Genomic DNA, 21,823 nt, shown 5'->3' with positions numbered 1-21,823 from the left:
GCGGCAGTGCGCGTACCCCGCGAGGAGTAGGCGGGGCCGCGGCGGCTGCTTCCTGGGACTTCAGGGGCGCAAGTGGCGGTGCCGCCGGTGTCGCCGATGCCGCCACCGTCGGTCACTGGCGCTTTCGGCGCCCGCATCCGCATCCGCGGCACGGTGACGTCTCCGCCACCTTGCGGATCACCATCACCATCACATCGGCGGCACCTACGTCGACCGTGACGGCCAGGTGATCGAGCTCAGCCTCCGATCCGTCAGACCAGCGCCGCGAGGGGGTCGTCGAGGACCGGTTGCCAGGCCAACTCGGCCGCTCCCACGAGGCTGTTGTGGTCCAGCGTGCAGGCCAGGATCGGCACGCTCCCGCTCTGCCCCCACAGGCTGCGGTCGGCGACGACCGCCCGCAGCCGCTCGGGGTCGGCGTCGAGGAGCGTGCGGTGCAGACCGCCGAGAATGATGCGGTCCGGGTTGAGGATGTTGACCAGGCCCGCGAGGCCCAGACCCAGCCGGTCGATCAACGTCTCCGTGGCCGTACGGACGGACGGGTCGGCGTACCGGGTGCGGATCAGGTCGTTGGCCTGCTGGAGCAGCGACACCTCGGGGCCGGGATCGCGACCCGCCGCCAGGAGGAAGGCCAGCGGGTCGGCCTCGACGTCGAGGCAGCCGCGGCTGCCGCAGTAGCAGGGGCGGCCCTCGGGGTTGACCGTGAGGTGGCCGACCTCCAGGGCGAGGCCCGAACTCCCCGAGTGCAGGCGGCCGTCGAGTACGAGGGCGCCGCCCACACCCCGGTGCCCGGTGGCCACGCACAGCAGGTCACGGGCGCCGCGTCCCGCGCCGTGACGGTGCTCGGCGAGCGCGGCGAGGTTGACGTCGTTGGCCGCGAAGGCCGGCCCCTCGATCCCGGCCGCGCGCACCCGCTCGGCGAAGATCTCCCGCACGGGCGCGCCCGGTGGCCAGGCCAGGTGCAGCGGGTTGAGGGCCAGCCCTTCCGGCTCGGCGACCGCCGACGGTACGGCGAGACCGGCGCCCACGCATCTCCGGCCGGTGTCGTGCAGCAGCTCGGCGCCCGCGTCGACGACCGAGCCGAGTACCTTCGCCGGGTCGGCGTCGACGGTCTCGCAGCCGGGTGCGGTGGCGACGATCCGCCCGCCCAGCCCGACGAGCGCGGCCCGCCATCCGTCGGCGTGGACCTGCGCGGCCAGCGCGACGGGCCCGCCCTCGGCGACCTCCAGCCGGTGTGAGGGGCGGCCCTGGGAACCGGCGGCGGCCCCGGGGTGCGCGTCGACCCGGATCAGGCCCAGTGCCTCCAGCTCGGCGGCCACGGCGCCCGCGGTCGCCCGGGTGACCCCGAGTTCGGCGGTCAGCACGGCCCGAGTCGGCGCGCGTCCCGTGTGCACGAGTTCCAGCGCCGGGCCGAGCGCGCCGCGCCCCCGGTCCAGCCGCGTCCGCGTGGTCCCTTCGCCCGTCGCCCTGGGGGCCGCCTTGCCTTCCATGAGAGCGAGTCTCCCATGATCCGTATGCCGGGGGCGCCGGTGCGCGCCGCCCGTAAGGGCTGTCTCTCATCACGGTACTTGGGGCGCAGCCCCCGTTTCCGCGTCGAAGCCGCTCACCCGCAGCGTGATGTTCAGCCGTCCCGTCAGGCCCAGCTCGGGCGGTGCCGTGTCCGGGTACACCTTCGGCACCCCGTGGTACGCCGGGCGGGACGGCCCGCCGAAGACGAAGAGGTCGCCGCTGCGCAGCTCCAGGTCCGTGTACGGACGGGTACGTGACTCGGTGTTGCCGAACCGGAAGAGGCAGGTGTCACCGAGGCTGAGGGACACCACTGGGGCGTCCGCCTTCTCGTCGCTGTCGCTGTGCATGCCCATGCGTGCGTCGCCGTCGTAGAAGTTGATCAGGGCGATGTCGTACGGGGCCGTGGCCGCCTCGGGTCCGAGGGTGTCCACGACCGCGTTCCGGCCCAGCTCGCCCAGCCACCGCGGGAACGGCTTCACGGGGGCGCCGTCGCCGTCGACGACCGTGCCGGCGTAGGCGTACGGGTACCAGTGCCAGCCGAGGCAGACCTGCCGGGCGGTCATCGTGCCGCCGCCCGGCGTGCGGACGGTGCGGAGTCCGGCGGGTGGCCGGGCCCACTCGCGGCATGCCTCCAGCAGTCGCCGCTGCTGCTCCGCGTCGAGCCAGTCCGGGAGGTGCACCGCGCCCCGCGCGATCTCCGTACGGCTCCTGGGGAACAGCTCGGCGTCCATGGGCCCATCATCACGCACCCCGGTGAAAGGATCCCAGGGCAGGTCGGCGGGTCGTGAGCTGCGGCTCGGCGAAGGCGTGGGCCACGGCTCGGTTAGCCTGGGCGCACGATGAACGACCGTATGACCGCGCCCTGGGCCGAGTACGAACTGGCCCGCTTCCCCGAGGATCCCCGCGACCGGCTGCGTGCCTGGGACGCGGCCGACGCGTATCTGCTGCGTCACCTGGCGGAGAGCGGGACACCGCTGACGGGGTCGGTCGTGGTCGTCGGCGACCGGTGGGGCGCCCTCGTCACGGCGCTGGCGGCGCACCGGCCGACGCAGCTCACCGACTCGTTCCTGGCCCGGCAGGCGACCCGCGCGAACCTGGCCCGCAATCAGGTCGCGGACGACGCGGTACGGCTCCTGACCACGCAGGACACGCCTCCCGACCGTATCGACGTGCTGCTCGTCCGGGTTCCCAAGAGCCTTGCCCTGCTGGAGGACCAGCTGCACCGGCTCGCGCCCGGCGTGCACGAGGGGACGGTCGTTGTCGGCGCCGGCATGGTCAAGGAGATCCACACCTCGACGCTGAAACTGTTCGAGCGGATCATCGGACCGACCCGCACCTCCCTCGCGCAGCAGAAGGCCCGGTTGATCTTCTGCACCCCGGACCCGTCCCCCACTGGGGCGCGGGGTGCCAACCCTTGGCCGTACACCTACCAACTCCCTGACGACGTCGGCCTGTTGTCCGGCCGCACGGTCGTCAACCACGCGGGCGTGTTCTGCGCCGACCGGCTCGACATCGGCACCCGTTTCTTCCTCCGGCACCTGCCGCACGGCCGTGGCGGCGGGCGTGTCGTGGACCTGGGGTGCGGCAACGGGGTCGTCGGTACGGCGGTGGCGCTGGGCGATCCGGAGGCCGAGGTGGTGTTCGTCGACGAGTCGTACCAGGCGGTGGCCTCGGCGGAGGCGACGTACACGGCCAACGCCGAGGGGAAGGCGGAGTTCGTCGTCGGCGACGGGATGGAGGGTTTCGCTGCAGGCAGCGTCGATCTCGTGCTGAACAATCCGCCGTTCCACTCCCACCAGGCGACGACGGACGCCACGGCCTGGCGGATGTTCCAGGGTGCGCGGCGCGCGCTGCGGCCGGGCGGTGAGCTGTGGGTGGTCGGCAACCGGCACCTCGGCTACCACGTGAAGCTGCGGCGGCTCTTCGGGAACAGTGAACTCGTGGCCGGCGACGCCAAGTTCGTGGTGCTGAGGGCGGTCAGGCGGTAGTTCCGCGCAGGGAGCGCGGCGAGGCACCCAGTTCGCGTCGGCACGCCTTGTTGAACGCCTGGAGGTCGGGGATGCCGACGGAGGCGGCCACGGCGGGGATCGAGAGGGTCGTGGCGCGCAGCAGATGGTGGGCGCGGTCGAGTCTGCGGCGCCGGATGTAGCCGACGACCGTGGTGCCCGTCTCGGCGCGGAACAGCCGCGTGAGGTGGTTGTGGGACACACCGGCCGCCCGGGCGATGTCCGGGACGGTGAACGGGGTGGCCAGGTGGGCCTCGATGTGGGCGATCGCGGTCATGACGGCCGGGTGGGGGCAGGGGTGCGCCACGGCCGGGGTGAGGTGGGCAATGCGCCACAGCGCCGTCCAGATCTCGGCCCGGGTGCGCTCGGGCGTGCCCGGGGCGGCCGCCATTGCCTGGAGCAACAGGCTGGCGAGGAAAGGGAGTTCGGGTCCCGCGTCCTGCACCACGGGGATCGTGCGGGAGGGGCCGGCCGGTGGGATGCGCAGGTGTGCGTAGAGGTGTTCCGAGCGGCCCTGGTAGCGGTAGCGGACCGTGGTGCCGGGCGGCACGAGGCTGACCCGGCCGGGGCGGATGGTGTGCGCCGTGCCGTCGACGGTCAGTTCGGCGTCGTACTGGTAGAGGTGCAACTGCCACAGCTCCGGCAGCCGGAAGACGTCCGTGCGGCTCGCGACGCCGTGCACGCCGACGCCGACGGTCGCGACGAAGGGCGGCTCACCGAGGTGGATCTCCGTCTCCCGCATGGGGAGAAATTACCAGTACGGCCGTCATGGGGCGGTCCGCGCACACAGCACGCCGACGAGCCGGGTCACCGTCGTCACCATGGCGTCCCGTCCCGCACGGACGTACTTTCGCGGGTCCACGACGTCGGGGTGCTCGGTGAGAAAGTCCCGCACCGCGCCGGTCATCGCCACATTGAGCGCCGTCCCGATGTTGACCTTGGCGATGCCGCCCGCGACGGCCGCCCGCAGTTCGGGGTCGGGGACGCCGGAGGAGCCGTGGAGGACGAGGGGTACGTCCAGCGCGGCGTTCAGGCGCCCCAGCAGGGTGTGGTCGAGCGTGGCCGTGCGCGTGGTCATCGCGTGCACGCTGCCGATCGCCACGGCCAGGGCGTCCACGCCGGAGTCGGTGACGAAGTCGCGTGCCTCGTCCGGGTCGGTGCGGGCGCCGGGTGCGTGCGCATCGAGGAGCGGTGCCCCGGCCTCGCCACCGGTCTGCGCCGCTTCTTTCCCGCCCACCCGGACCGTGTCCTTCCCACCCACCCAGGCAGCCTCCTTCCCGCCCACCCGGCCCAGCTCAGCCTCGATCCACATCCCTTGAGCGTGCGCCCAGTCCGCGGCGGCACGGGTCGTGGCGAGGTTCTCCGCGTACGGCAGGCGCGACGCGTCGTACATCACGGAGCTGAAGCCGGCGTCGGCCGCCTGGTGCAGCAGGTCGTCGCTCTGGACGTGGTCGAGGTGGAGCGCGACGGGAACCCTCGCTTGTTCGGCGGCGGCGGTCGCGGCGCGGGCCAGTGGGAGCAGCCGTCCGCCGCGGAACCTGACCGCGTTCTCGCTGACCTGGAGGACGACCGGCGCGCCGGCGGACTCGGCGCCCGCGACGACGGCCTCGACGTGCTCCAGGCTGATGACGTTGAACGCGGGGACGGCGGTGCGGGCCGCGGCGGCCCTGGTGATCAGTTCACCGGTCGTGGTGAGCGGCACGGCTCCTCCTGGTCAGCGGTTGGTCGAGCCGAGGATCACCGAGCGGGTGAGGTGGCGCGGCTGGTCGGGGTCGAGTCCGCGGGCGGCGGCCACGGCCACCGCGAGCCGTTGGGCGCGGACGAGTCCGGCGAGCGGGTCGATGCCGTCGGCCACCCACAACCCGCCCGTTTCCCGCACCTGTTGAGCCAGCCCTTCGGGCGCCTCTCCGAGCATCCAGGTCGCGGTTCCCCGGGTAGTGATGCTGATGGGCCCGTGCCGGTACTCCATCGCCGGATACGCCTCGGCCCATGCCAGCGAGGCCTCACGCATCTTGAGTGCGGCCTCGTTCGCGAGCCCGACGGTCCAGCCGCGACCCAGGAAGGTGAACTGAGTGCAGTCGACGAGGCCTTCGGGCAGCGGGGTGTCCAGCGCGGCGCGCGCGTCGGCGACGGCGGCGTCGGTGTGCAGCCCGAGGTGGGCGCGCAGCAGGGTGAGGGCCGTGGTCGCGAACCGGGTCTGGACGACGGACCGTTCGTCGGCGAAGTCCAGTACGACGAGGTCGTCGGCGGTCGTCGCCACGGGCGTGTCCGGGTCCGCGGTGATCGCGACCGTGCGCGTAAGGCCGCGCAGTCGGCCCAGGAGGTCGAGGACCTCGGTGGTGGTGCCTGAGCGGGTGAGGGCGACGACCCGGTCGTACGGGCGGCCGTGCGGGAACTCGGAGGCGGCGAAGGCGTCCGTCTCGCCCTGGCCGGCCCGCTCGCGCAGGGTCGCGACGGCCTGCCCCATGAAGTACGACGTCCCGCACCCCACGATCGCGACACGCTCCCCCGGCTCGGGCAGCACACCTGCGTGCCCCGCCGCTTCAGCGGCCGCACGGGTCCAGCACTCGGGCTGGCTGGTCAGCTCGTCCTCGACATGCGTCATGCCGTACCCCTTCCCCGAATGCTTGTTCTTGCAACATAACGCGCACTTTCAAGCACTATCAAGCATCAGACCTTGACGCGTGTGCGTTAGGGTCGCCGGGAGATCGACGAACGGAGGGTGCGGATGTCGCGCGACGCCCGTTGGAAGGCGCTGCTGGAACTGCTCGTCGAACGGGGCAGGCTGGACGTCGAGGAGGCGGCGGCCGAGCTGGAGGTGTCGGCCGCGACGATCCGCCGCGACTTCGACCAGCTGGCCGAACAGCAGATGCTGGTGCGCACCCGGGGCGGCGCGGTCGTGCACGGCGTGTCGTACGAGCTGCCGTTGCGCTACAAGACCGCCCGCCGTGCCTCGGAGAAGCAGCGCATCGCGAAGGCGGTCGCGGGCCTCGTCTCCCCCGGCGAGGCGGTGGGCCTGACCGGCGGCACGACCACCACGGAGGTCGCGCGCGCCCTGGCCGTACGCGCCGACCTCACCTCCGGCTCACCGGCGCTGACCATCGTCACCAACGCCCTCAACATCGCGAGCGAGCTGGCCGTGCGCCCCCAGTTCAAGATCGTGCTGACGGGTGGCGTCGCCCGCCCGTCCTCGTACGAGCTCATCGGCCCGCTCGCGGACGGTGTGCTCAGCCAGATCACCATGGACGTGGCCGTCCTCGGCGTGGTCGCCTTCGACGTCACGCACGGCGCGGCGGCCCACGACGAGTCCGAGGCGGCGATCAACCGTCTGCTGTGCCAACGCGCCGAGCGCGTTGTCGTCGCCGCCGACTCCAGCAAGCTGGGGCAGCGGGCCTTCGCCTGGATCTGCTCCACTGAGGCGGTGGACACGCTGGTCACGGACACGGCGGCGGATGCGGGGACGGTGGGGCGGTTCGAGGAGGCGGGGGTGCGGGTCCTGACCGTCTGACCGCGCCCCGCCGGACGTGGCGTGTCCGGCGGGACCGGGTGGCCGGCCACCATGGAGCCGGTGGCCGGCCGACGTCGATCCGGTGGATCAACGGAAGTTGACGTCACTGCACAGGAAGTACGTCTGGTCCATGTGCGACGCCTGCCAGATCGTGTAGACGACGTGACGGCCGCTCAGGCCCGAGGTGCTCACGTCGATCGAGTAGTTCTGGCTGGGTGCGTACTTGCCGGTGCGGGCGACCAGTTGGAGGTCGCTCCACTTCAGCGGTTGTGTGGTGGGGTCGTATCCCTGGCGGGTGACGTAGACCAGGAAGTAGTCGGCGCCGTGACTGGCCTGGTCGTACAGCTTCACGGTGAAGTTGCCGCCGATGTCCGTCGTCTTCCACGCGCCCACGGCGTCCAGGGAGTTGTAACGGCCGCCCTCGGTCCGGCCGCCGCTGCACAGCTGCCCGTCGGGGACGACGGCCGGGAAGTTGCCGGCGGAGCCGTCGCGGTACAGGCCGTTCCAGTTCCACATGGCGTTCGGGTTGTCCTGCCACGCCTGCCAGCACATCGGATCCTGCTGCGCCATGTCCGGGTTCTGGAAGTCGTCGCCCCACCGGAGCCAGCAGCCGTAGTTGCGGGACGCGGGGTCGACGACCGACCCGTGGGCGGCGGCGGTGCCGCTCCACGGGATCAGGCAGAGCAGTACCGCACCCAGCACGCTCAGGAGGAGCGCCGGCCGGGACAGGGTAGATCGGGTAGATCGGGTAGATCGGGTAGATCGGGTAGATCGGGTAGATATATCATGCGCATGACAATTCATCGCGCCTTCCTTCACATGTGGGGGATGTGATGCGTTCAGTTGTGGGGGGTGTGGCAGCACAGACCGGATGGGAGCGCTCCCACTTCGTTCAGAGTCCGCCGCGCGAAACAAGGCCGCAACATTCGATTGCGCCACTTCCTCGCGCTCGGTGGCGCGTTCGATGCGTTCGCGCGCCCCTCCCGGCCGGCAGTCGTCGCCGTACCGTGGCCCTGCTCGGGCAGACGTCAACCGACGTGCCGACGTTTCTCCGATGGCCGGGAACGCGGCGTTGACAGCTCGGGCGGCCGGGGGGACGGTGGTGGCCCGTCGTGCCCGGAGGTCGTCCATGGCTCCCTCGTCAGCAGCCGGCACCGATGCCGGCCTCGTCGAACGTCTGCGGGAGGTGCGGCCGCTCATCCGCGAGCACGCCCTGCGCACCGAGCGGGAGAGACGGGTGACGCCGGAGGTCGTCGCGGCGCTGACGGAGGCGGGGGTCTACCGGATGAACGTCCCCCGGCGGTACGGCGGTTACCAGAGTGGGCTGCGCACCCAGGTCGACGCACTGGCCGAGATATCCGGCGGGTGCGGTTCCGCCGGCTTCATGGTCCTGATCCAGGCCGGTTGTTCCTTCATCGCGTCGCTCTTCCCGGACGAGGCCCAGGACGAGATCTTGACCAGCCCCGATGTACGGATCAGCGGCACCCTCATACCGGACGCGACGGCGGTCCCGGCGGACGGCGGCTTCGTGGTCAACGGCACCTCGCCGTTCGCCACCGGGTCCCCGTACGCCGACTGGCATCTGCTGACGACCCGGCTGGAGTCGGGCGACGGGCCGCCCGAAGTGCTGTGGACGGCCGTCCCCATGGCCGAGTTGGAGCTCCTCGACGACTGGGACGTCTCGGGACTGGCGGGCAGCGGCAGCAACAGTGTCGTCGCCCGCGACGTGTTCGTGCCCGCGCACCGCGTGTTACCCGTCGGCCCGTTGCTCGGCGGCGTGTTCCCGTCCAAGAGCAACGCCGACGACCCCTTCTACCGCATGCCTGTCCTGCTGCTGTTCTGCGCGTGGACAGCGCCGAACGCGCTCGGCCTCGCCCGGACGGCCCTGGCGGAGTTCACCGAGCGGATCCACCGCCGGGGCATCACATACACCTTCCATGAGCGCCAGAACGAGGCAGCGGTCACTCATCTGCAGGCCGCCGAGGCAGCCATGAAGATCTCCTGCGCCGAACTGCTGACCGTCGAGTTCGTGGACCGGATCGAGGCCGGTGCGGCGAGCGGCGAGCCGTTCAGCGAGGAGGAGCGGGCCAGGATCCGGGCGCAGAGCGGCTATGTGACGCGGCTGTGCAAGGAGGCCGTCGACCTGATCGGCTCGGCGTCCGGCGCGTCCTCCCTGCAGCGGAAGGTGCCCGTCCAGCGGGCCGTGCGTGATCTGCACGCCCTGAGCCTGCACTCGTTCGTGAACCCCGCCACCAACCTGGAGCTGTACGGCAGGGTCCTGTCCGGGCTCGACGCCGGTACGCCCTTCCTGTAGCGGTCCCGGCGGCTCACTGTCCCTGTGGGGTGGTCACCGGCCGGTCCTCCCTCAGTTGTGCGAAGAGCTGCCGTGCCCTGGGCATGTCCCACTTCACCGCCGTGCCCTTGGACGTGGCGAACGCCGGGTCGGAGACGGGGACGTTGATCTGGCGTCCGTTGCCGCCCGTGACCTTGCGCATCGCCTGGAACAGCGACGTGATCTCCCGCAGGCCCGTTCCCTCGTCCACGGTGAGGGTGTCGAGGCCCGCGCCGAGGGTCGGGAAGACCTTGGCCGGGTTGAGCAGCGTGCCCGGGGTGGCGGTCTTCTCGGCGAGCGCGGCGAGGAACTTCTGCTGGTTCCGGGTACGGCCGAGGTCGCCCTCGGCCTCCTGCTTGCGCTGCCGTACGAACGCCAGCGCCTGGGCGCCGTCGAGGGTCTGGCAGCCCTTCTGCAGGTCCGCGCCCGAGTTCCTGTCCTTGATGGCCCGGTCCAGGCACATGTCCACTCCGCCGACCGCGTCGACGATGTCGACGAAGCCGGCCAGGCCGATCTCGGTGTAGTGGTCGATGTGCAGGCCGGTGTTGCGCTCGACGGTCCTGATGAGCAGATCGGGGCCGCCCAGTGAGAACGCCGCGTTCAGTTTGTTCGGCTGGTCGCGGTAGCGCCTGCCGGTCTCCGGGCGCAGGAACGACGGGATGGTCACCCACGAGTCACGCGGCAGGCTCATCATCGTGGTGCCGCCCGCGCCGGTGTGCACCAGGATCATCGAGTCGGTGCGGCGGCCCTCGGTCGATCCGGTGCGCAGTTCCTTCCTGGCCTGCTCGGACAGACCCTCACGGCTGTCCGAGCCCACGATCAGGTAGTTGGTTCCCCGGCCGCGCGGCGCACGGTCCTCGATCGTGCCCAGGTCGACGTCCTGGTCGAGCTCGGTGTCGGCCCACACGTACGCGCCTGCCGGGGAGACGAGCAGCGCGGTGACCGTGAGGATCGCCAGCCGCACGGCACGGCGGCGCCGGGTGGGGCGCCGCCGTGCGGGTCTGACGCTGCGGTCGGGGCCCCCGCCTTCTTGGGATCCGGCGCGGCGCCCGTGGGGGCGGCGCACCACGTCGGTGCGGCCCGCGGCGGTGGACGACGGCATGCCCGGCAGGGGCGCCGTACGTGCCGGGGGCGGGGACGATCTCCCGCCCGTCATCCGGCCGGTACCGGAGCCGGCGGGCTCCGGTACTCCACCACCGCCCCGCTCGTCGCCCGCCAGACGGTCAGTCCACTCGCTCATCGGCCCGTACAGTCCCTCACCACATCGGGATCACCTCGTCGGCAGGCTCTTATACGGGGCCCCGCCGCCGATCTGTTCAGCGGCCGTCCCGGAACGCCGCATGCGGTGCCACTTCAGCCGGCTGCCGAGGAACAGAGCGACCAGGGACTGGATGACGACCAGGTACATCAGCTGCCGGTAGACGAAGAACTGGAACGGCAGCGACCACAGGGTCTGCAGCCTCTCGCCGTCGAGCCTCAACGCGTAGCGGGCGCTGACCAGTTGGGAGCCCATGAAACCGAGCCAGACCCCGGCCGACAGCCAGGGGTCGAGGAACAGCACGCCGTACAGGGCGAACACGTCGATGACCGGGGCGAGCAGCGGCAGCGCGACCTGGAAGAGCGCGATGTACGTGAGTCCGCGCCGCCCGAAGCGCCCGGCCACTCCCCGGGCCAGGACGGCACCGCGGTGCTTCCACATGGCCTGGATCGTGCCGTAGCACCAGCGGTACCGCTGCCGCCACAACTGGCCCAGCGAGGTGGGCACTTCGGTCCAGGCGACGGCTGACTCCTCGTAGAGCACCCGCCAGCCCGCCCGCCACAGCGCCATCGTGAGATCGGTGTCCTCGGCGAGGGTGTCCTCGCTCACGCCGCCGACGCTCACCAGCGCGTCCCGGCGGAAGGCGCCGATGGCGCCGGGGACCGTGGTCATGCACTCCAGGACCTCGAACATCCGGCGGTCCAGGTTGAAGCCGAAGACGTACTCCAGGTGCTGCCACTTGGCCAGCAGGCCGCGCCGGTTGCCGACCTTGGCGTTGCCGCTGACGGCGCCCACGGCCGGGTGCGCCAGCGGCTGGACGATCCGGCGGACGGCGTCCGGTTCGAAGACGGTGTCGGCGTCGACCATGACGATGATGTCGTACCGCGCGTGCGCCAGCCCGGTGTTGAGGGCGGCCGCCTTGCCCGCGTTGGCCTGACGGACCACCTCCACGCGCGGATCCCCGATGCTCTCGGCGATGTCCGCGGTACGGTCCGTCGAACCGTCGTCGATCACGATGATCTGCAACTGCTGGTGGGTGGAGGCCAGCAGGGACAGCAGTGTGGACTCGATGCCGGCCTCCTCGTTGTACGCCGGCACGAGCACCGTCACCGGTTCGGTCACCTCCGGCAGCCAGGGGGCGCCGGGGCGGGAGCTCTCCAGGCGGCGGACATGGGCCCGGGCGAACAGGCCGAGCAGTGCCAGGCGCAGCAGTCCGAGGCCGCCCGCGATCGCGAGGGTCCACGTCAGGGCGCTCACGAAGGCGCGCCCGACTTTGGTGACCCGGATCAGGGCGGTGCCCTGCCATCGGTCGCCCGTGGTCGTGGCCGTGTACGGAACGAGCCTCAGCCCCGCCGACACGGTGGTGAAGCGGTCGACGTCCGGGTTCCTGAGGAGGCTTCTCGTCTGCTGGTAGGCGATCGACGTCTGGCTGAACTGGCGGACCAGGCCCTGGGCCGGCCTGCGGGACGATCTGTCAGCGGTGACGAGCACATAGCCCCGGCCGGTGGCCTGCCGTGCCGCCCGCCACTCACGGCCGCACAGTGTGTCCGGTGTGGTGATCCGCGGCATCCGCAGCAGGTTGGGGCGCAGGCCCGCGGCGCCCGCCAACGCGGTCCGCGTCAGGTCGAGTTCCGCCGAGAAACGGGCGGAGGACGCCTCGCCCAGGACGGCCCCGGTGTAGGTGTTCGAGCCGATTTCGTGGCCCTCGGCGCGGATCCGCCGCACCAGCTCCGGGTGACGCGCCGCCTGGGATCCGTAGAGGAAGAAGGTGGCGCGTGCGTCGTACTGCCGCAGCAGGTCGAGCAGGCGCGGGGTCCAGACGGGGTCCGGGCCGCCGTCGAAGGTGAGGGCGACGGTGCGGGCGGGCATCGAGGCGGTCTGGATGCCGCCCTCGTTGATGCCGATCACGGGTCCGCCGCGTGCCACGGCGTCCGGTGCGGGCGAGGTGCAGGGGGACCGTGTCTTCGCTGCGTCGACCTCGTGCGTGGTCCAGCCCTCGAAGAGCAGGACCGCGAACATCACGGGGAGGACGAGGATGAGTATGAGCCAGTGCCCCCGGGGGTCACGGGACTGCTTGTGGCGGCCCTTCACGGGATGCCGTCCCCCCTCTCGGCCGGGGTACGACGGCAGATGGCCGGCACACGGCCGGTCCGGCGCCCTCCCCCACCCGCCGGGACGGGCGGGTTCGCTCTTCTCCGCCCACGAGTGCCGGAACGCGGTGGGCGACGGGTAAGCGTCTTCAACTGCCTGTGGGGGCTTGCGTGGTGCATGGGGCGCGAGTGTAGTTACCGACGCTCCCGTGCAGGGCCCCAACGACGAGTCTCACAGCAGCGGCCCACGGGCGTGCGGGCCCGCCGCGGGCTGCTCGGTACTCCTCAGTGCTCGTGATCGGCCGACGGCTCTGCCGAGCCCGCGTCCGGGGGCGTTTGCGTTCCGGATGCTCCGGCCCGGACCGTGAACGCCGCGGTGTGGACCTTCCCTTCGTGCTGGAAGTCGAGGAAGAGGCGGTACGTGCCGCCGCTGGGCGCGGTGGCCGTGAACGAGATGCCGGGTCCGGGCCGGGTCTTGCCGTCGCCGGGCTCGCCGTTCGGGTGGACGTGCAGGTAGGCGAGGTCACCGGAGCGCAGGGCGACGAGGTGGCCGTACGCGCCGAGGTAGGGCTGGAGGTCGGTGACGGGCTTGCCGTTCCGGGAGACGTTCAGCTTCAGTTCGCCCGCCTCGCCCGGGCGCAGGCCTCCGTCCAGCCCGACCTCGTAGCCGTGGACCTCGGCGGTGGTGTTCGGGGCCGGCAGGTCCTGTGGCTCGTAGGGGCCCGAGGTCGCCAGGTCCGCGCCGAGGGTGAGGTTCTCGGCCCCCTTCTTCGCCGGGGTGAAGTCGGCGAAGACCCGGTAGCCGCCCGCCCGGGGCAGGTCGACGGGTGTGCTCCAGGTGCCGTCGGCGGCTCGTGTGGGGTGGAGGTGCCGGTAGGTGACCAGGTCGCGCGAGGCGAGGATCAGGTGGAGTTCCTTGTCGTGTTCGCGCCGGTAAGAGGTCAGCGCGCGGCCGGAGTCGTCGCGGATGACGAAGCGGAGGTCGGTGCGCTGCCCGGCAGTGACGCGCGAGGTCCGGAGGTCGAGGGTGTAGCCGCTTTCGGAGATCTGCAGTCCGCCGGCCGGGGCCGCTTCGTGCCCGGAGTGGCCGCCGCCTCCCTCCTGTGCGGGTGATGGGCCGCTGTGTCCCTTGTCGTGGGCGGCGGGCGCGCTGTCCGCGACGACGGGCTCCACGCTCCTGCCCACGCCGTAGGCGGTGCCGAACGTCGCGGCCAGCGCGGCGGCGAACGCGGTGATCTTCATCCCGGTGTTCATGACCGTCTCCTTGGGGACTGTGCCTCTCCTGCCTGAGTGGGAGGCCTCGATGCACTTCAAAGTACCCCCAGGGGGTATGAAGTCAAGCCCTCGGAACGGCTTGCGTTCTATACCCCTCAGGGGTATACAGGAACTCGTAGAGCATACCCCTGCCCCGTATCCAGCCCCACCACAAGCACACTCACCGGGAGGAACCCCATGTCGTCGTCCTGCTGCTCCACCGAAGGCACCTGCTCGACCGGCACCGCCGGCACCACAACGGCCACGGAGGCCGTCACCACCGCGTACGCCGTCTCCGGCATGACCTGCGGCCACTGCAAGGCCACGCTCACCAAGGTCATCGGCGAGCTGGACGGCGTGAGCGGTGTGGAGGTCGATCTCGACACCGGCCGCGTCACCGTCACCAGCGCCACCGAGCCGGACGACGCGGCCATCGCCGAGGTCGTCGACGAGGCCGGCTACGAGCTGACCGGCCGGGCCTGACCCGCACGCCCCGCACCGCCGGGGCCCGGGCATCCCCGGGCCCCGGCCGTCCATCCCGTACGAGGAGCAGCCATGACCACCACCACACCCGGTACCGCGGAAGTCGAACTCGCGATCGGCGGTATGACCTGCGCCTCGTGCGCGGCCCGGATCGAGAAGAAGCTCAACCGCATGGACGGGGTCGAGGCCACCGTCAACTACGCCACGGAGAAGGCCAGGGTCACGTTCCGGGAGGACGTGGCGGTGCGGGAGCTGATCGCCACGGTCGAGGCGACCGGCTACACCGCGCGGGAGCCCGCGCCTCCTGTACAGGCCGAATCCCCCGGTGGTGAGGGCGGTTCGGCGGAGGAGGACGACGGGCTGGGGCCGCTGCGGCAGCGGCTGGTCACGGCGGTGGCCCTGGCGGTGCCCGTGATCGTGATGGCTATGGTCCCGGCGGCCCAGTTCGAGTACTGGCAGTGGCTGTCGCTGACCCTGGCGGCGCCCGTGGTGACGTATGCCGCCTGGCCCTTCCACCGGGCGGCGTTCACCAACGCGCGGCACGGCGCGGCCACCATGGACACCCTCATCTCGGTCGGTACCTCGGCGGCGTTCCTGTGGTCGCTGTGGGCGCTGTTCTTCGGCACTGCGGGCGAGCCGGGCATGACCCACCCCTTCGAGCTGACCATCGCCCGCAGTGACGGCGCGGGGAACATCTATCTGGAGGCCGCGGCCGGTGTGACCGCGTTCATCCTGGCCGGCCGCTACTTCGAGGCCCGCTCCAAGCGCAAGGCGGGCGCGGCCCTGAAGGCGCTGCTGGAACTGGGCGCGAAGGACGTCACCGTGCTGCGCGCCGACGGCAGCGAACACACCGTCCCCACCGCCGAACTGACGGTCGGTGATCGCTTCCTGGTCCGTCCCGGGGAGAAGATCGCCACCGACGGGATCGTCGTGGAGGGCACCTCGGCCGTCGACGCCTCGATGCTGACCGGTGAGTCCGTGCCCGTCGAGGTCGTCACCGGCGACAGCGTCACCGGTGCCACGATCAACGCGGGCGGCCGTCTGGTCGTCGAGGCCACCCGGGTCGGCGCCGACACCCAACTGGCCCGGATGGCACAGCTGGTGCAGGACGCGCAGAACGGCAAGGCCGCGGCCCAGCGGCTCGCGGACCGGATCTCCGCCGTGTTCGTCCCCGTCGTGATCGCCCTGGCGCTGGGCACGCTCGGCTTCTGGCTCGGCAACGGCGGCGGGCTGACGGCCGCGTTCACCGCCGCCGTCGCCGTACTGATCATCGCCTGCCCCTGCGCCCTGGGCCTGGCGACCCCGACCGCGCTCATGGTCGGCACCGGACGCGGCGCCCAGCTCGGCATCCTGATCAAGGGCCCGGAAGTCCTGGAGGCCACCCGCCGGGTCGACACCATCGTCCTCGACAAGACCGGCACCGTGACCACCGGCCGGATGACCCTGCGCGCGGTACACACCGCCGACACCACCGACGAGGCCGAAGTCCTGCGGCTGGCGGGCGCCCTGGAGCACTCCTCCGAGCACCCGATCGCCCGCGCCGTCGCCGACGCGGCCCGAAGCAACCTGGGCTCGCTGCCCACACCCGAGGACTTCGCGAACATCCCCGGCCTCGGAGTCCAGGGCATCGTCGACGGCCACGCCGTCCTCGTGGGCCGCGAACGCCTCCTCGCCGAATGGGCCATGGAGCTGCCCGCCGGTCTGGAAAAGGCCAAGTCCGTGGCCGAAGCAGCCGGACACACCGCCATCACCGTCGCCTGGGACGGCGAGGCCCGCGCCGTCCTCGAAATCGCCGATGCCGTCAAGGACACCAGCGGCGAGGCCATCGACCGCCTGCGCGCCCTCGGCCTGACCCCGATCCTGCTCACCGGCGACAACCGGGCCGTCGCCGACTCCGTCGCCCGCGAGATCGGCATCACCCCCGAGAACGTCATCGCCGAGGTCCTGCCCCAGGACAAGGTGGATGTCGTCAAACGACTGCAGAGCGAGGGCCGCACCGTGGCGATGGCCGGGGACGGCGTCAACGACGCCGCCGCACTCGCCCAGGCCGACCTGGGCCTGGCCATGGGCACCGGCACCGACGCCGCCATCGAAGCCGGCGACCTGACCCTCGTACGCGGCGACCTGCGCACCGCCGCCGACGCCATCCGCCTCGCCCGCCGCACTCTCACCACCATCCGCACCAACCTCTTCTGGGCCTTCGCCTACAACGTGGCCGCCCTGCCCCTCGCGGCGGCCGGCCTCCTCAACCCGATGATCGCCGGGGCGGCCATGGCCTTCTCCTCCGTCTTCGTCGTCGGCAACTCCCTCCGCCTGCGCTCCTTCCGCGCCACCGCCTGAACCGGCCGCAGCGCTGCCCGGGTTCCTTCCCGGACAGCGCTGCGGCCCTGTCGGGGCAGGTGAGGCGGCGCCCGCCGCATTCCGGACGAGCCCGCTCTTATGGGATCGCGGCCCGGTCCGGCCGGGCGATGCCCGATGATGGGCGCGTCATGACCATGCTTCTCCGTACGCCGACGCACCCTGCGCCCCTGCCCGTCCTGCGGGCGACGGTGTTCGCGGTCGTCGGGACGGTGCTGGGAATGAGCGCCCACCATCTGGTCGCCGACGGACCGGCTCCGTGGCGGCCGGGCGCGGCGGCGGCCGTCGCGCTCTTCGGCGTGGGACTCGTCGGCACCCGGCGCCCGCGCTCCCTGGTCACGGTGGTGGCGACGTGCGGTGCCGCACAGGTGGGGCTGCATCTGTGGCTGACGGCGACCGGGCCCGCACACCACGCGGCGGCCATGGGAATGTCCGGGCACGCCCGGCATGGCATGAACCCGCCCGACTCACTCGCCATGACGGCCGTCCACGCCGGGGCGGCGCTGCTCGTCGCCGTCCTGCTGCACCGCGCCGATGCGGCCTGCTGGTTCCTGGCCCGTGGCGTGGTGGAGACCGTCGACTCCGTCCGGGCGCGGATCTCCACGGTCCGGGCCCTGTTGAGCGACCGCCGGGCTGCGGCGGAACCCGGTCTGCCGGTCCCCGTCCGGGCATGGCTGGAGCGACCACCGCCCAGGGGTGCGGTGCTCGCGGACGTGATGGTGCGGAGGGGACCTCCGCGGGCGCGGCTCACTCTCGCCCGCTGACCCCGCCGGAGCGGCTGCCACGCCGCCCGTGCCTTCCCCTTGCCTGGAGACACCCATGCCCCGCACCACCCGCCGGCCCGGCGGTATCCGCCGTACGGCCCTCGCGGCCGCCGTCGCCGCCACCGCCGTCCTGTTCACCGCCGGTCCGGCCGCCGCCCATGTGGAGGTCCAGTCCGACGACGCCCAGGCCCTCGCCCAGAACGTCGAACTCACCTTCAACGCCGAGTCGGAGTCCGGCACGGCCGGTATCTCCGAGCTGCGCGTGATCCTGCCGGAGGGCCTCGAACCCACCGACGTGACGTACGGCGAAGGCCCCGAGGGCTGGAAGCTCACGGCGAACAAGGACGGCTTCACCGTCAAGGGCACGGCCGTCAAGGTCGGTGAGGACGCCGAACTCTCCGTCGTTGTACGGCAGTTGCCCGACGCGAAGGAGCTGGTGTTCAAGACCCTGCAGACCTACAGCGACGGCAAGGTCGACCGCTGGATCGAGCTGGGCGAGTCCGGCGGTGACGGCCACGGCCACGGCAACACCGCCCCGGTGCTGAAACTCAAGGCCGCCGCGCCCGGCGCCGAGCCGGTCAGCCCGTCACCGAGCGAGGCCGAGAGCGAGTCCGCCTCCCCGACGCCGAGCGCCGAGCCGACCGAACCCTCGGCCTCCCCCGCCGCCCAGGCGACCACGGACGACGACAGCGGTCTGTCGGCCGGTGCCTGGACCGGCATCGGTGCGGGCGTGATCGTCGTGGCGGGTGGCGCCTTCTACCTCGTACGGCGTCAGGGCCGCGCCCAGGAGTAGAGGTGACTGCCGCACCACGGAGCACCTATGTCGTGGGCGGCTGATGTCCGAAGCGTGCCCCGTCCCATGCGGAGACCTGGGGATCCGGTCTCCGCTGGGCGGTGGTGCGCGGCGGTGCGGGCTCGACGGTCGCGTCGGGCTCGCCCGTGCGCCCGAGCCATGCCCGCAGGGCCTCGCGCAGCTGGTCGGCGACGGCGCGGTGGGAGGTCAGTCCGGCGAGGTTGTCCAACTCGTACGGGTCGGCGTGCAGGTCGTACAGCCCGGTCTCGACGTAGCGGGTCGCGGTGGGCTCGTGCCAGGCGTCGGCGTCCGGTGCGGCGACCGCGTACTTCCAGCGGTCCGTGCGCACCGCCCGGCCGACGTGGTCCTCACTGATCTGGACGTACACCTCGGCGGGACGGCCGGGGTCGGTGCCGCCGCCGGTCAGCGGCAGGAAGGAGCGGCCCTGCACCCCGTCCGGCACCGGTAGGCCGGCGGCCTGAAGGAGGGTGGGTGCCAGGTCGACGGTGCTGACGGGGTGGCGGATTCGGCCTCCGCCCGTGAATCCGGGGCCGGTGAGGGCCAGCGGGACGCGCACGGACGCCTCGTGGGCGGAGCGCTTGTACTCGCTGTTGCGGGTACGGAAGTGCGAGCCGTGGTCGGCGGTCCAGGCCAGGACCGTGGTGTCCGCGATGCCGAGGCCGCGCAGTACGTCGCGCAGCCGGCCCACGCCCTCGTCGACCCGTTTGATCTGGCCGAGGTAACCGCCGAGGTGGCGGTGGGCGCCGCCCTGCGGTGCGGCGGGGCTGAGCGCGGCCAGATCCGGGGGCAGCCAGCTGCCCTGGTAGCGCTCGCGGTAGCCGTCGGGCGCCGGGTGGTCGTCCGTGCCGTTCTGGTGGTGGGGCTCCAGGAGGGACAGGAAGAGCAGGAACGGGCGGTCGTGGTGGTCGGCGACGAATCGGATCGCGGCGTCGACCAGGGCGTCGGAGCGGTAGCCGGGGAGCCGCACCGGTTGCCCAGAGCCGTCGTACAGCACCGTGCGGTAGGCGTCCGAGGTGAACTCCAGCCGGTCCGAGGCCAGCCACTCCTGGTAACCGCCGCGCCGCTCGGGCGGGACGGGGCCGTCCGGCTGGTCCTCGCCCGCGAGGTGCCATTTGCCGATGTAGCCCGTCACGTATCCCGCCCGAGCGAACTCCCCCGCCAGGGTCGGGATGTCCGGTGGCAGCGCGAGACCGTTGCGGAACACGCCCGTCGCCGTCGGGAAGCGGCCCGTCTGCAGGGACGAACGGGCCGGAGCGCACACGGGGTTGGGGGTGATCGCCTGCTCCACGTGGGTGCCCTCTCGGGCGATCCGGTCGAACTCCGGTGTCACGTCGGCCGGATTGCCGTGCACTCCTGTGGTGTCCCAGCGCTGCTGGTCGGTGAGCACGACGATCATCGAGGGGCGACCCAACGACCCTGCGGAGTCCCTCACTTCATCGGGCGCGCGGCTGTACGCATCCGCCTCCATGATTCCTCAGCATAGGGCGGAAGGGCCGGGATCGCCCCCGTGCCTCCCGCTCGGCCAGGGAGACCGCACGGCGGGTACGGGGCTCACACGATCCGGATCACGTGCTTTCCGCGTACGCCGCCACGCTCCAGCGACCCGTGCGCGGCGGCGATGTCGGCGAGCGGATACACCGTGTCCACGACGGGCCGGATCGCTCCGCTCTCCGTGAGGCGTGTGAGCTCGGCGATGAGGGCGCGGGTGGGGTTTTCGCTGAAGAACCGTACGCGGCGCGGACCGAACACGGTCGACACGAGCAGGTACGACAGCGAGGCCGCCAGGTTCTCGGCGTCGAAGGCGATCGCCACCATGCGTCCCCCGGGGGCCAGGAGGCGCCGGTAGGCGGGGTGCGCGGTGCCGACCGTGTCGAGAACGACATCGAACCGGCCCAGGTCGGCCGGACCGGTGGTGGCGTAGTCGAAGGCCTCGTCCGCACCGAGGTCCCGTACGAAGTCGAGGTGCTTCGCCCCGGCGAGCGCCGTGACGTGGGCGCCGTAGGCCTTGGCGAGCTGGACGGCGACGCTGCCGACGCCGCCGCTCGCACCGCGGACGAGCAGCCGTTCGCCTGCCGTGAGACGGGCCTTGTCACGCAGTGCGGTGATGGTCGTGGTGCCGACGGCCGGCAGCGCCGCCGCCTGGACCAGGTCGAGGCCGCTGGGCGCCAGGGCCAGCTGACGCGGAGCCACCGCCACGAATTCCGCGGCGCTGCCGAAACTGCGGGGCAGCAGCCCCCACACCCGGTCACCCGTCGCCAGACCCGAGTCGGAGGCACCTGGGTCGACGACTTCTCCGGCGAAGTCGATCCCGGTGCGCTTCGGGAAGCCGCGTCCCATCAGCCCGGTCACCAGGCGCACCTTGCCCGCCCGCCCCAGCAGCTCGCCTCCGTTGACGCTGGCGGCATGGACGCGCACCAGGACCTCCCCCGGTTTGGTGTCCGGCTTCGGCACGGTGCCTTCGTAGAGCACGTCCGGAGGGCCGTACCTGTCGTACAGGGCTGCACGCATGTCACTCACTCTTTCCACTGCCTCGGTCGATCGGCCGTGGCCGGACGCCCTGTGGACGCCGAACCGCCGGTGACCGTCACGCTAACCACGTAACCGGAGAGGTCAGTCCGGTTGAGCTAAGGTGAGAAACATGCCCGCCGGTTCCTCTCGGATGAAGCCTTCTTCTGCCGACGCGTCCCCCCGGGAGCCGGGTCGGCGTGCGGACGCACGGCACAACCGCGGCCGCATTCTCGAAGCGGGCCGCGCCTTGTTCGCAGCGCGGGGCCTCGACGTGCCGATGGCGGCCGTCGCCCGCCACGCCGGTGTCGGCGTCGCCACCCTGTACCGGCACTTCCCCACCCGTGAGGCGCTGATCACGACGGTCTTCGCCGACCAGATCACGGCCTGTACAACGGTCGTCGACGACGCGCTCGCCGAACCCGACCCGTGGGACGGCTTCCGCCTGGTCATCGAGAAGATGTGCGTCATGAACGCGCTCGACCGCGGATTCTCCGCGGCCTTCCTGACGGCGTTCCCGGACGCGACGGACTTCGAGAGGGAACACGTCCGCGTGGAGCGGGGATTCGCCACCCTCGTACAGCGAGCGAAGGACACCGGGCGTTTGCGCGCCGACTTCGAACGGTCGGACCTCTCGCTCCTCCTCATGGCGAACAACGGCATCACCGCCGGATCCACGGAGGCCGCGGTGGCGGCGTCCCGTCGGCTCGCCGCCCTCCTGCTCCACTCCTTCCGTGCCGATCTCGCGGACCGGACCGCCCCCTTGCCGCCCCCGGCGCGGCTCGCCCCTCCCATCTGCCGTGGCCCCCGGCGAGCTGAGGCGGAGCAGCGACCGGAGCGGAAGTACATCGGATCTATCTTCGGCTCGTTCCATACATTGACGCGCTTTGAGCGTCAGTCCTACGCTGCGCCAGACGATAGATCCGATGAATCGTTCCTGTGATC

At 71.9% G+C, this 21,823-nt stretch carries 19 protein-coding genes; 8 read left to right on the top strand and 11 right to left on the bottom strand.

Features of this window, described 5'->3' with window-relative positions; translation table 11 throughout:
* Positions 1-251 precede the first annotated feature (251 nt).
* The gene (locus E0500_RS39400) at positions 252-1,487 is read right to left on the bottom strand and encodes an ROK family protein (RefSeq protein ID WP_131570300.1); all 1,236 of its coding nucleotides are present in this window, start codon (positions 1,485-1,487) and stop codon (positions 252-254) included.
* A gap of 69 nt (positions 1,488-1,556) precedes the next feature.
* Positions 1,557-2,237 (bottom strand): alpha-ketoglutarate-dependent dioxygenase AlkB, encoded by a 681-nt coding sequence (locus tag E0500_RS39395; RefSeq protein WP_131570302.1) that lies wholly within the window; start codon positions 2,235-2,237, stop codon positions 1,557-1,559.
* A gap of 108 nt (positions 2,238-2,345) precedes the next feature.
* Here E0500_RS39395 and E0500_RS39390 point away from each other — a divergent pair, with 108 nt between their 5' ends.
* Complete coding sequence (locus tag E0500_RS39390; protein WP_181587374.1) at positions 2,346-3,494, top strand: methyltransferase; 1,149 nt, start codon at positions 2,346-2,348, stop codon at positions 3,492-3,494.
* Here the strand turns inward: E0500_RS39390 and E0500_RS39385 are convergent.
* The 3 genes from E0500_RS39385 to E0500_RS39375 are packed head-to-tail and all read right to left on the bottom strand — an operon-like array spanning position 3,484 to position 6,117.
* Positions 3,484-4,254 (bottom strand): AraC family transcriptional regulator, encoded by a 771-nt coding sequence (locus E0500_RS39385; protein WP_131570304.1) that lies wholly within the window; start codon positions 4,252-4,254, stop codon positions 3,484-3,486. The genes E0500_RS39390 and E0500_RS39385 overlap by 11 nt on opposite strands.
* A gap of 24 nt (positions 4,255-4,278) precedes the next feature.
* Entirely contained in the window at positions 4,279-5,214 is a 936-nt protein-coding gene (locus E0500_RS39380; protein ID WP_181587373.1) for a class II fructose-bisphosphate aldolase, read from the bottom strand.
* A 12-nt stretch (positions 5,215-5,226) separates the two neighbouring features.
* Positions 5,227-6,117 (bottom strand): SIS domain-containing protein, encoded by an 891-nt coding sequence (locus tag E0500_RS39375; protein ID WP_131568999.1) that lies wholly within the window; start codon positions 6,115-6,117, stop codon positions 5,227-5,229.
* A gap of 123 nt (positions 6,118-6,240) precedes the next feature.
* On the opposite strand from E0500_RS39375, the gene E0500_RS39370 reads away from it, so the two are divergent.
* Positions 6,241-7,020 (top strand): DeoR/GlpR family DNA-binding transcription regulator, encoded by a 780-nt coding sequence (locus tag E0500_RS39370; protein WP_131569001.1) that lies wholly within the window; start codon positions 6,241-6,243, stop codon positions 7,018-7,020.
* Between the two features lie 87 nt (positions 7,021-7,107).
* Here E0500_RS39370 and E0500_RS39365 read toward each other — a convergent pair whose 3' ends face one another.
* On the bottom strand, positions 7,108-7,824 hold the full coding sequence (locus tag E0500_RS39365) for a lytic polysaccharide monooxygenase (protein ID WP_399121059.1): 717 nt from the start codon (positions 7,822-7,824) through the stop codon (positions 7,108-7,110).
* Between the two features lie 325 nt (positions 7,825-8,149).
* Here E0500_RS39365 and E0500_RS39360 point away from each other — a divergent pair, with 325 nt between their 5' ends.
* Positions 8,150-9,334, top strand: a complete 1,185-nt coding sequence (locus E0500_RS39360) for a flavin-dependent monooxygenase (protein WP_131569003.1) — start codon at positions 8,150-8,152, stop codon at positions 9,332-9,334.
* A gap of 13 nt (positions 9,335-9,347) precedes the next feature.
* Here E0500_RS39360 and E0500_RS39355 read toward each other — a convergent pair whose 3' ends face one another.
* The 3 genes from E0500_RS39355 to E0500_RS39345 form a co-directional block, all read right to left on the bottom strand.
* Positions 9,348-10,592: an LCP family protein gene (locus E0500_RS39355; RefSeq protein ID WP_131569005.1), complete on the bottom strand. Its 1,245-nt coding sequence runs from the start codon at positions 10,590-10,592 to the stop codon at positions 9,348-9,350.
* A 30-nt stretch (positions 10,593-10,622) separates the two neighbouring features.
* Positions 10,623-12,701, bottom strand: coding sequence for a glycosyltransferase (locus tag E0500_RS39350; protein ID WP_309505296.1), 2,079 nt, complete (start codon positions 12,699-12,701; stop codon positions 10,623-10,625).
* A gap of 284 nt (positions 12,702-12,985) precedes the next feature.
* A complete protein-coding gene (locus E0500_RS39345; protein WP_131569007.1) occupies positions 12,986-13,954 on the bottom strand; it encodes a hypothetical protein in 969 nt (322 codons plus the stop codon).
* A gap of 198 nt (positions 13,955-14,152) precedes the next feature.
* On the opposite strand from E0500_RS39345, the gene E0500_RS39340 reads away from it, so the two are divergent.
* The 4 genes from E0500_RS39340 (at position 14,153) to E0500_RS39325 (ending at position 18,352) form a co-directional block, all read left to right on the top strand.
* The gene (locus E0500_RS39340) at positions 14,153-14,437 is read left to right on the top strand and encodes a heavy-metal-associated domain-containing protein (protein ID WP_131569009.1); all 285 of its coding nucleotides are present in this window, start codon (positions 14,153-14,155) and stop codon (positions 14,435-14,437) included.
* A 72-nt stretch (positions 14,438-14,509) separates the two neighbouring features.
* Entirely contained in the window at positions 14,510-16,777 is a 2,268-nt protein-coding gene (locus E0500_RS39335) for a cation-translocating P-type ATPase (RefSeq protein ID WP_131569011.1), read from the top strand.
* Between the two features lie 149 nt (positions 16,778-16,926).
* On the top strand, positions 16,927-17,559 hold the full coding sequence (locus E0500_RS39330) for a hypothetical protein (RefSeq protein WP_131569013.1): 633 nt from the start codon (positions 16,927-16,929) through the stop codon (positions 17,557-17,559).
* A 55-nt stretch (positions 17,560-17,614) separates the two neighbouring features.
* On the top strand, positions 17,615-18,352 hold the full coding sequence (locus E0500_RS39325) for a DUF1775 domain-containing protein (protein WP_131569014.1): 738 nt from the start codon (positions 17,615-17,617) through the stop codon (positions 18,350-18,352).
* A gap of 25 nt (positions 18,353-18,377) precedes the next feature.
* Here E0500_RS39325 and E0500_RS39320 read toward each other — a convergent pair whose 3' ends face one another.
* Positions 18,378-19,841, bottom strand: coding sequence for a sulfatase-like hydrolase/transferase (locus E0500_RS39320; RefSeq protein ID WP_258573773.1), 1,464 nt, complete (start codon positions 19,839-19,841; stop codon positions 18,378-18,380).
* 83 nt (positions 19,842-19,924) lie between these two features.
* Positions 19,925-20,881 carry an NAD(P)-dependent alcohol dehydrogenase gene (locus E0500_RS39315; RefSeq protein ID WP_131569016.1) on the bottom strand — a complete coding sequence of 319 codons (957 nt, stop codon included), beginning with the start codon at positions 20,879-20,881 and terminating at the stop codon, positions 19,925-19,927.
* 130 nt (positions 20,882-21,011) lie between these two features.
* Between E0500_RS39315 and E0500_RS39310 the strand changes: the two genes are divergently transcribed.
* Positions 21,012-21,821: a TetR/AcrR family transcriptional regulator gene (locus E0500_RS39310; RefSeq protein WP_181587372.1), complete on the top strand. Its 810-nt coding sequence runs from the start codon at positions 21,012-21,014 to the stop codon at positions 21,819-21,821.
* Positions 21,822-21,823 lie beyond the last annotated feature (2 nt).

Origin of the sequence: Streptomyces sp. KM273126 (genome assembly GCF_004337435.2) — a bacterium.
GTDB lineage: Bacteria > Actinomycetota > Actinomycetes > Streptomycetales > Streptomycetaceae > Streptomyces > Streptomyces acidicola.
The sequence above is the reverse complement of the archived record's forward strand: the minus strand, read 5'-3'. Positions and strand labels throughout refer to the sequence as shown.

What these genes read in the sequence shown, in the direction of transcription:
- E0500_RS39400 (WP_131570300.1), bottom strand. Translation starts at nt 1,487, where the DNA reads ATGGAAGGCAAGGCGGCCCCCAGGGCGACGGGCGAAGGGACCACGCGG.
- E0500_RS39395 (WP_131570302.1), bottom strand. Translation starts at nt 2,237, where the DNA reads ATGGACGCCGAGCTGTTCCCCAGGAGCCGTACGGAGATCGCGCGGGGC.
- E0500_RS39390 (WP_181587374.1), top strand. Translation starts at nt 2,346, where the DNA reads ATGAACGACCGTATGACCGCGCCCTGGGCCGAGTACGAACTGGCCCGC.
- E0500_RS39385 (WP_131570304.1), bottom strand. Translation starts at nt 4,254, where the DNA reads ATGCGGGAGACGGAGATCCACCTCGGTGAGCCGCCCTTCGTCGCGACC.
- E0500_RS39375 (WP_131568999.1), bottom strand. Translation starts at nt 6,117, where the DNA reads ATGACGCATGTCGAGGACGAGCTGACCAGCCAGCCCGAGTGCTGGACC.
- E0500_RS39370 (WP_131569001.1), top strand. Translation starts at nt 6,241, where the DNA reads ATGTCGCGCGACGCCCGTTGGAAGGCGCTGCTGGAACTGCTCGTCGAA.
- E0500_RS39365 (WP_399121059.1), bottom strand. Translation starts at nt 7,824, where the DNA reads ATGAATTGTCATGCGCATGATATATCTACCCGATCTACCCGATCTACC.
- E0500_RS39360 (WP_131569003.1), top strand. Translation starts at nt 8,150, where the DNA reads ATGGCTCCCTCGTCAGCAGCCGGCACCGATGCCGGCCTCGTCGAACGT.
- E0500_RS39355 (WP_131569005.1), bottom strand. Translation starts at nt 10,592, where the DNA reads ATGAGCGAGTGGACTGACCGTCTGGCGGGCGACGAGCGGGGCGGTGGT.
- E0500_RS39345 (WP_131569007.1), bottom strand. Translation starts at nt 13,954, where the DNA reads ATGAACACCGGGATGAAGATCACCGCGTTCGCCGCCGCGCTGGCCGCG.
- E0500_RS39340 (WP_131569009.1), top strand. Translation starts at nt 14,153, where the DNA reads ATGTCGTCGTCCTGCTGCTCCACCGAAGGCACCTGCTCGACCGGCACC.
- E0500_RS39335 (WP_131569011.1), top strand. Translation starts at nt 14,510, where the DNA reads ATGACCACCACCACACCCGGTACCGCGGAAGTCGAACTCGCGATCGGC.
- E0500_RS39330 (WP_131569013.1), top strand. Translation starts at nt 16,927, where the DNA reads ATGACCATGCTTCTCCGTACGCCGACGCACCCTGCGCCCCTGCCCGTC.
- E0500_RS39325 (WP_131569014.1), top strand. Translation starts at nt 17,615, where the DNA reads ATGCCCCGCACCACCCGCCGGCCCGGCGGTATCCGCCGTACGGCCCTC.
- E0500_RS39320 (WP_258573773.1), bottom strand. Translation starts at nt 19,841, where the DNA reads ATGGAGGCGGATGCGTACAGCCGCGCGCCCGATGAAGTGAGGGACTCC.
- E0500_RS39315 (WP_131569016.1), bottom strand. Translation starts at nt 20,881, where the DNA reads ATGCGTGCAGCCCTGTACGACAGGTACGGCCCTCCGGACGTGCTCTAC.
- E0500_RS39310 (WP_181587372.1), top strand. Translation starts at nt 21,012, where the DNA reads ATGCCCGCCGGTTCCTCTCGGATGAAGCCTTCTTCTGCCGACGCGTCC.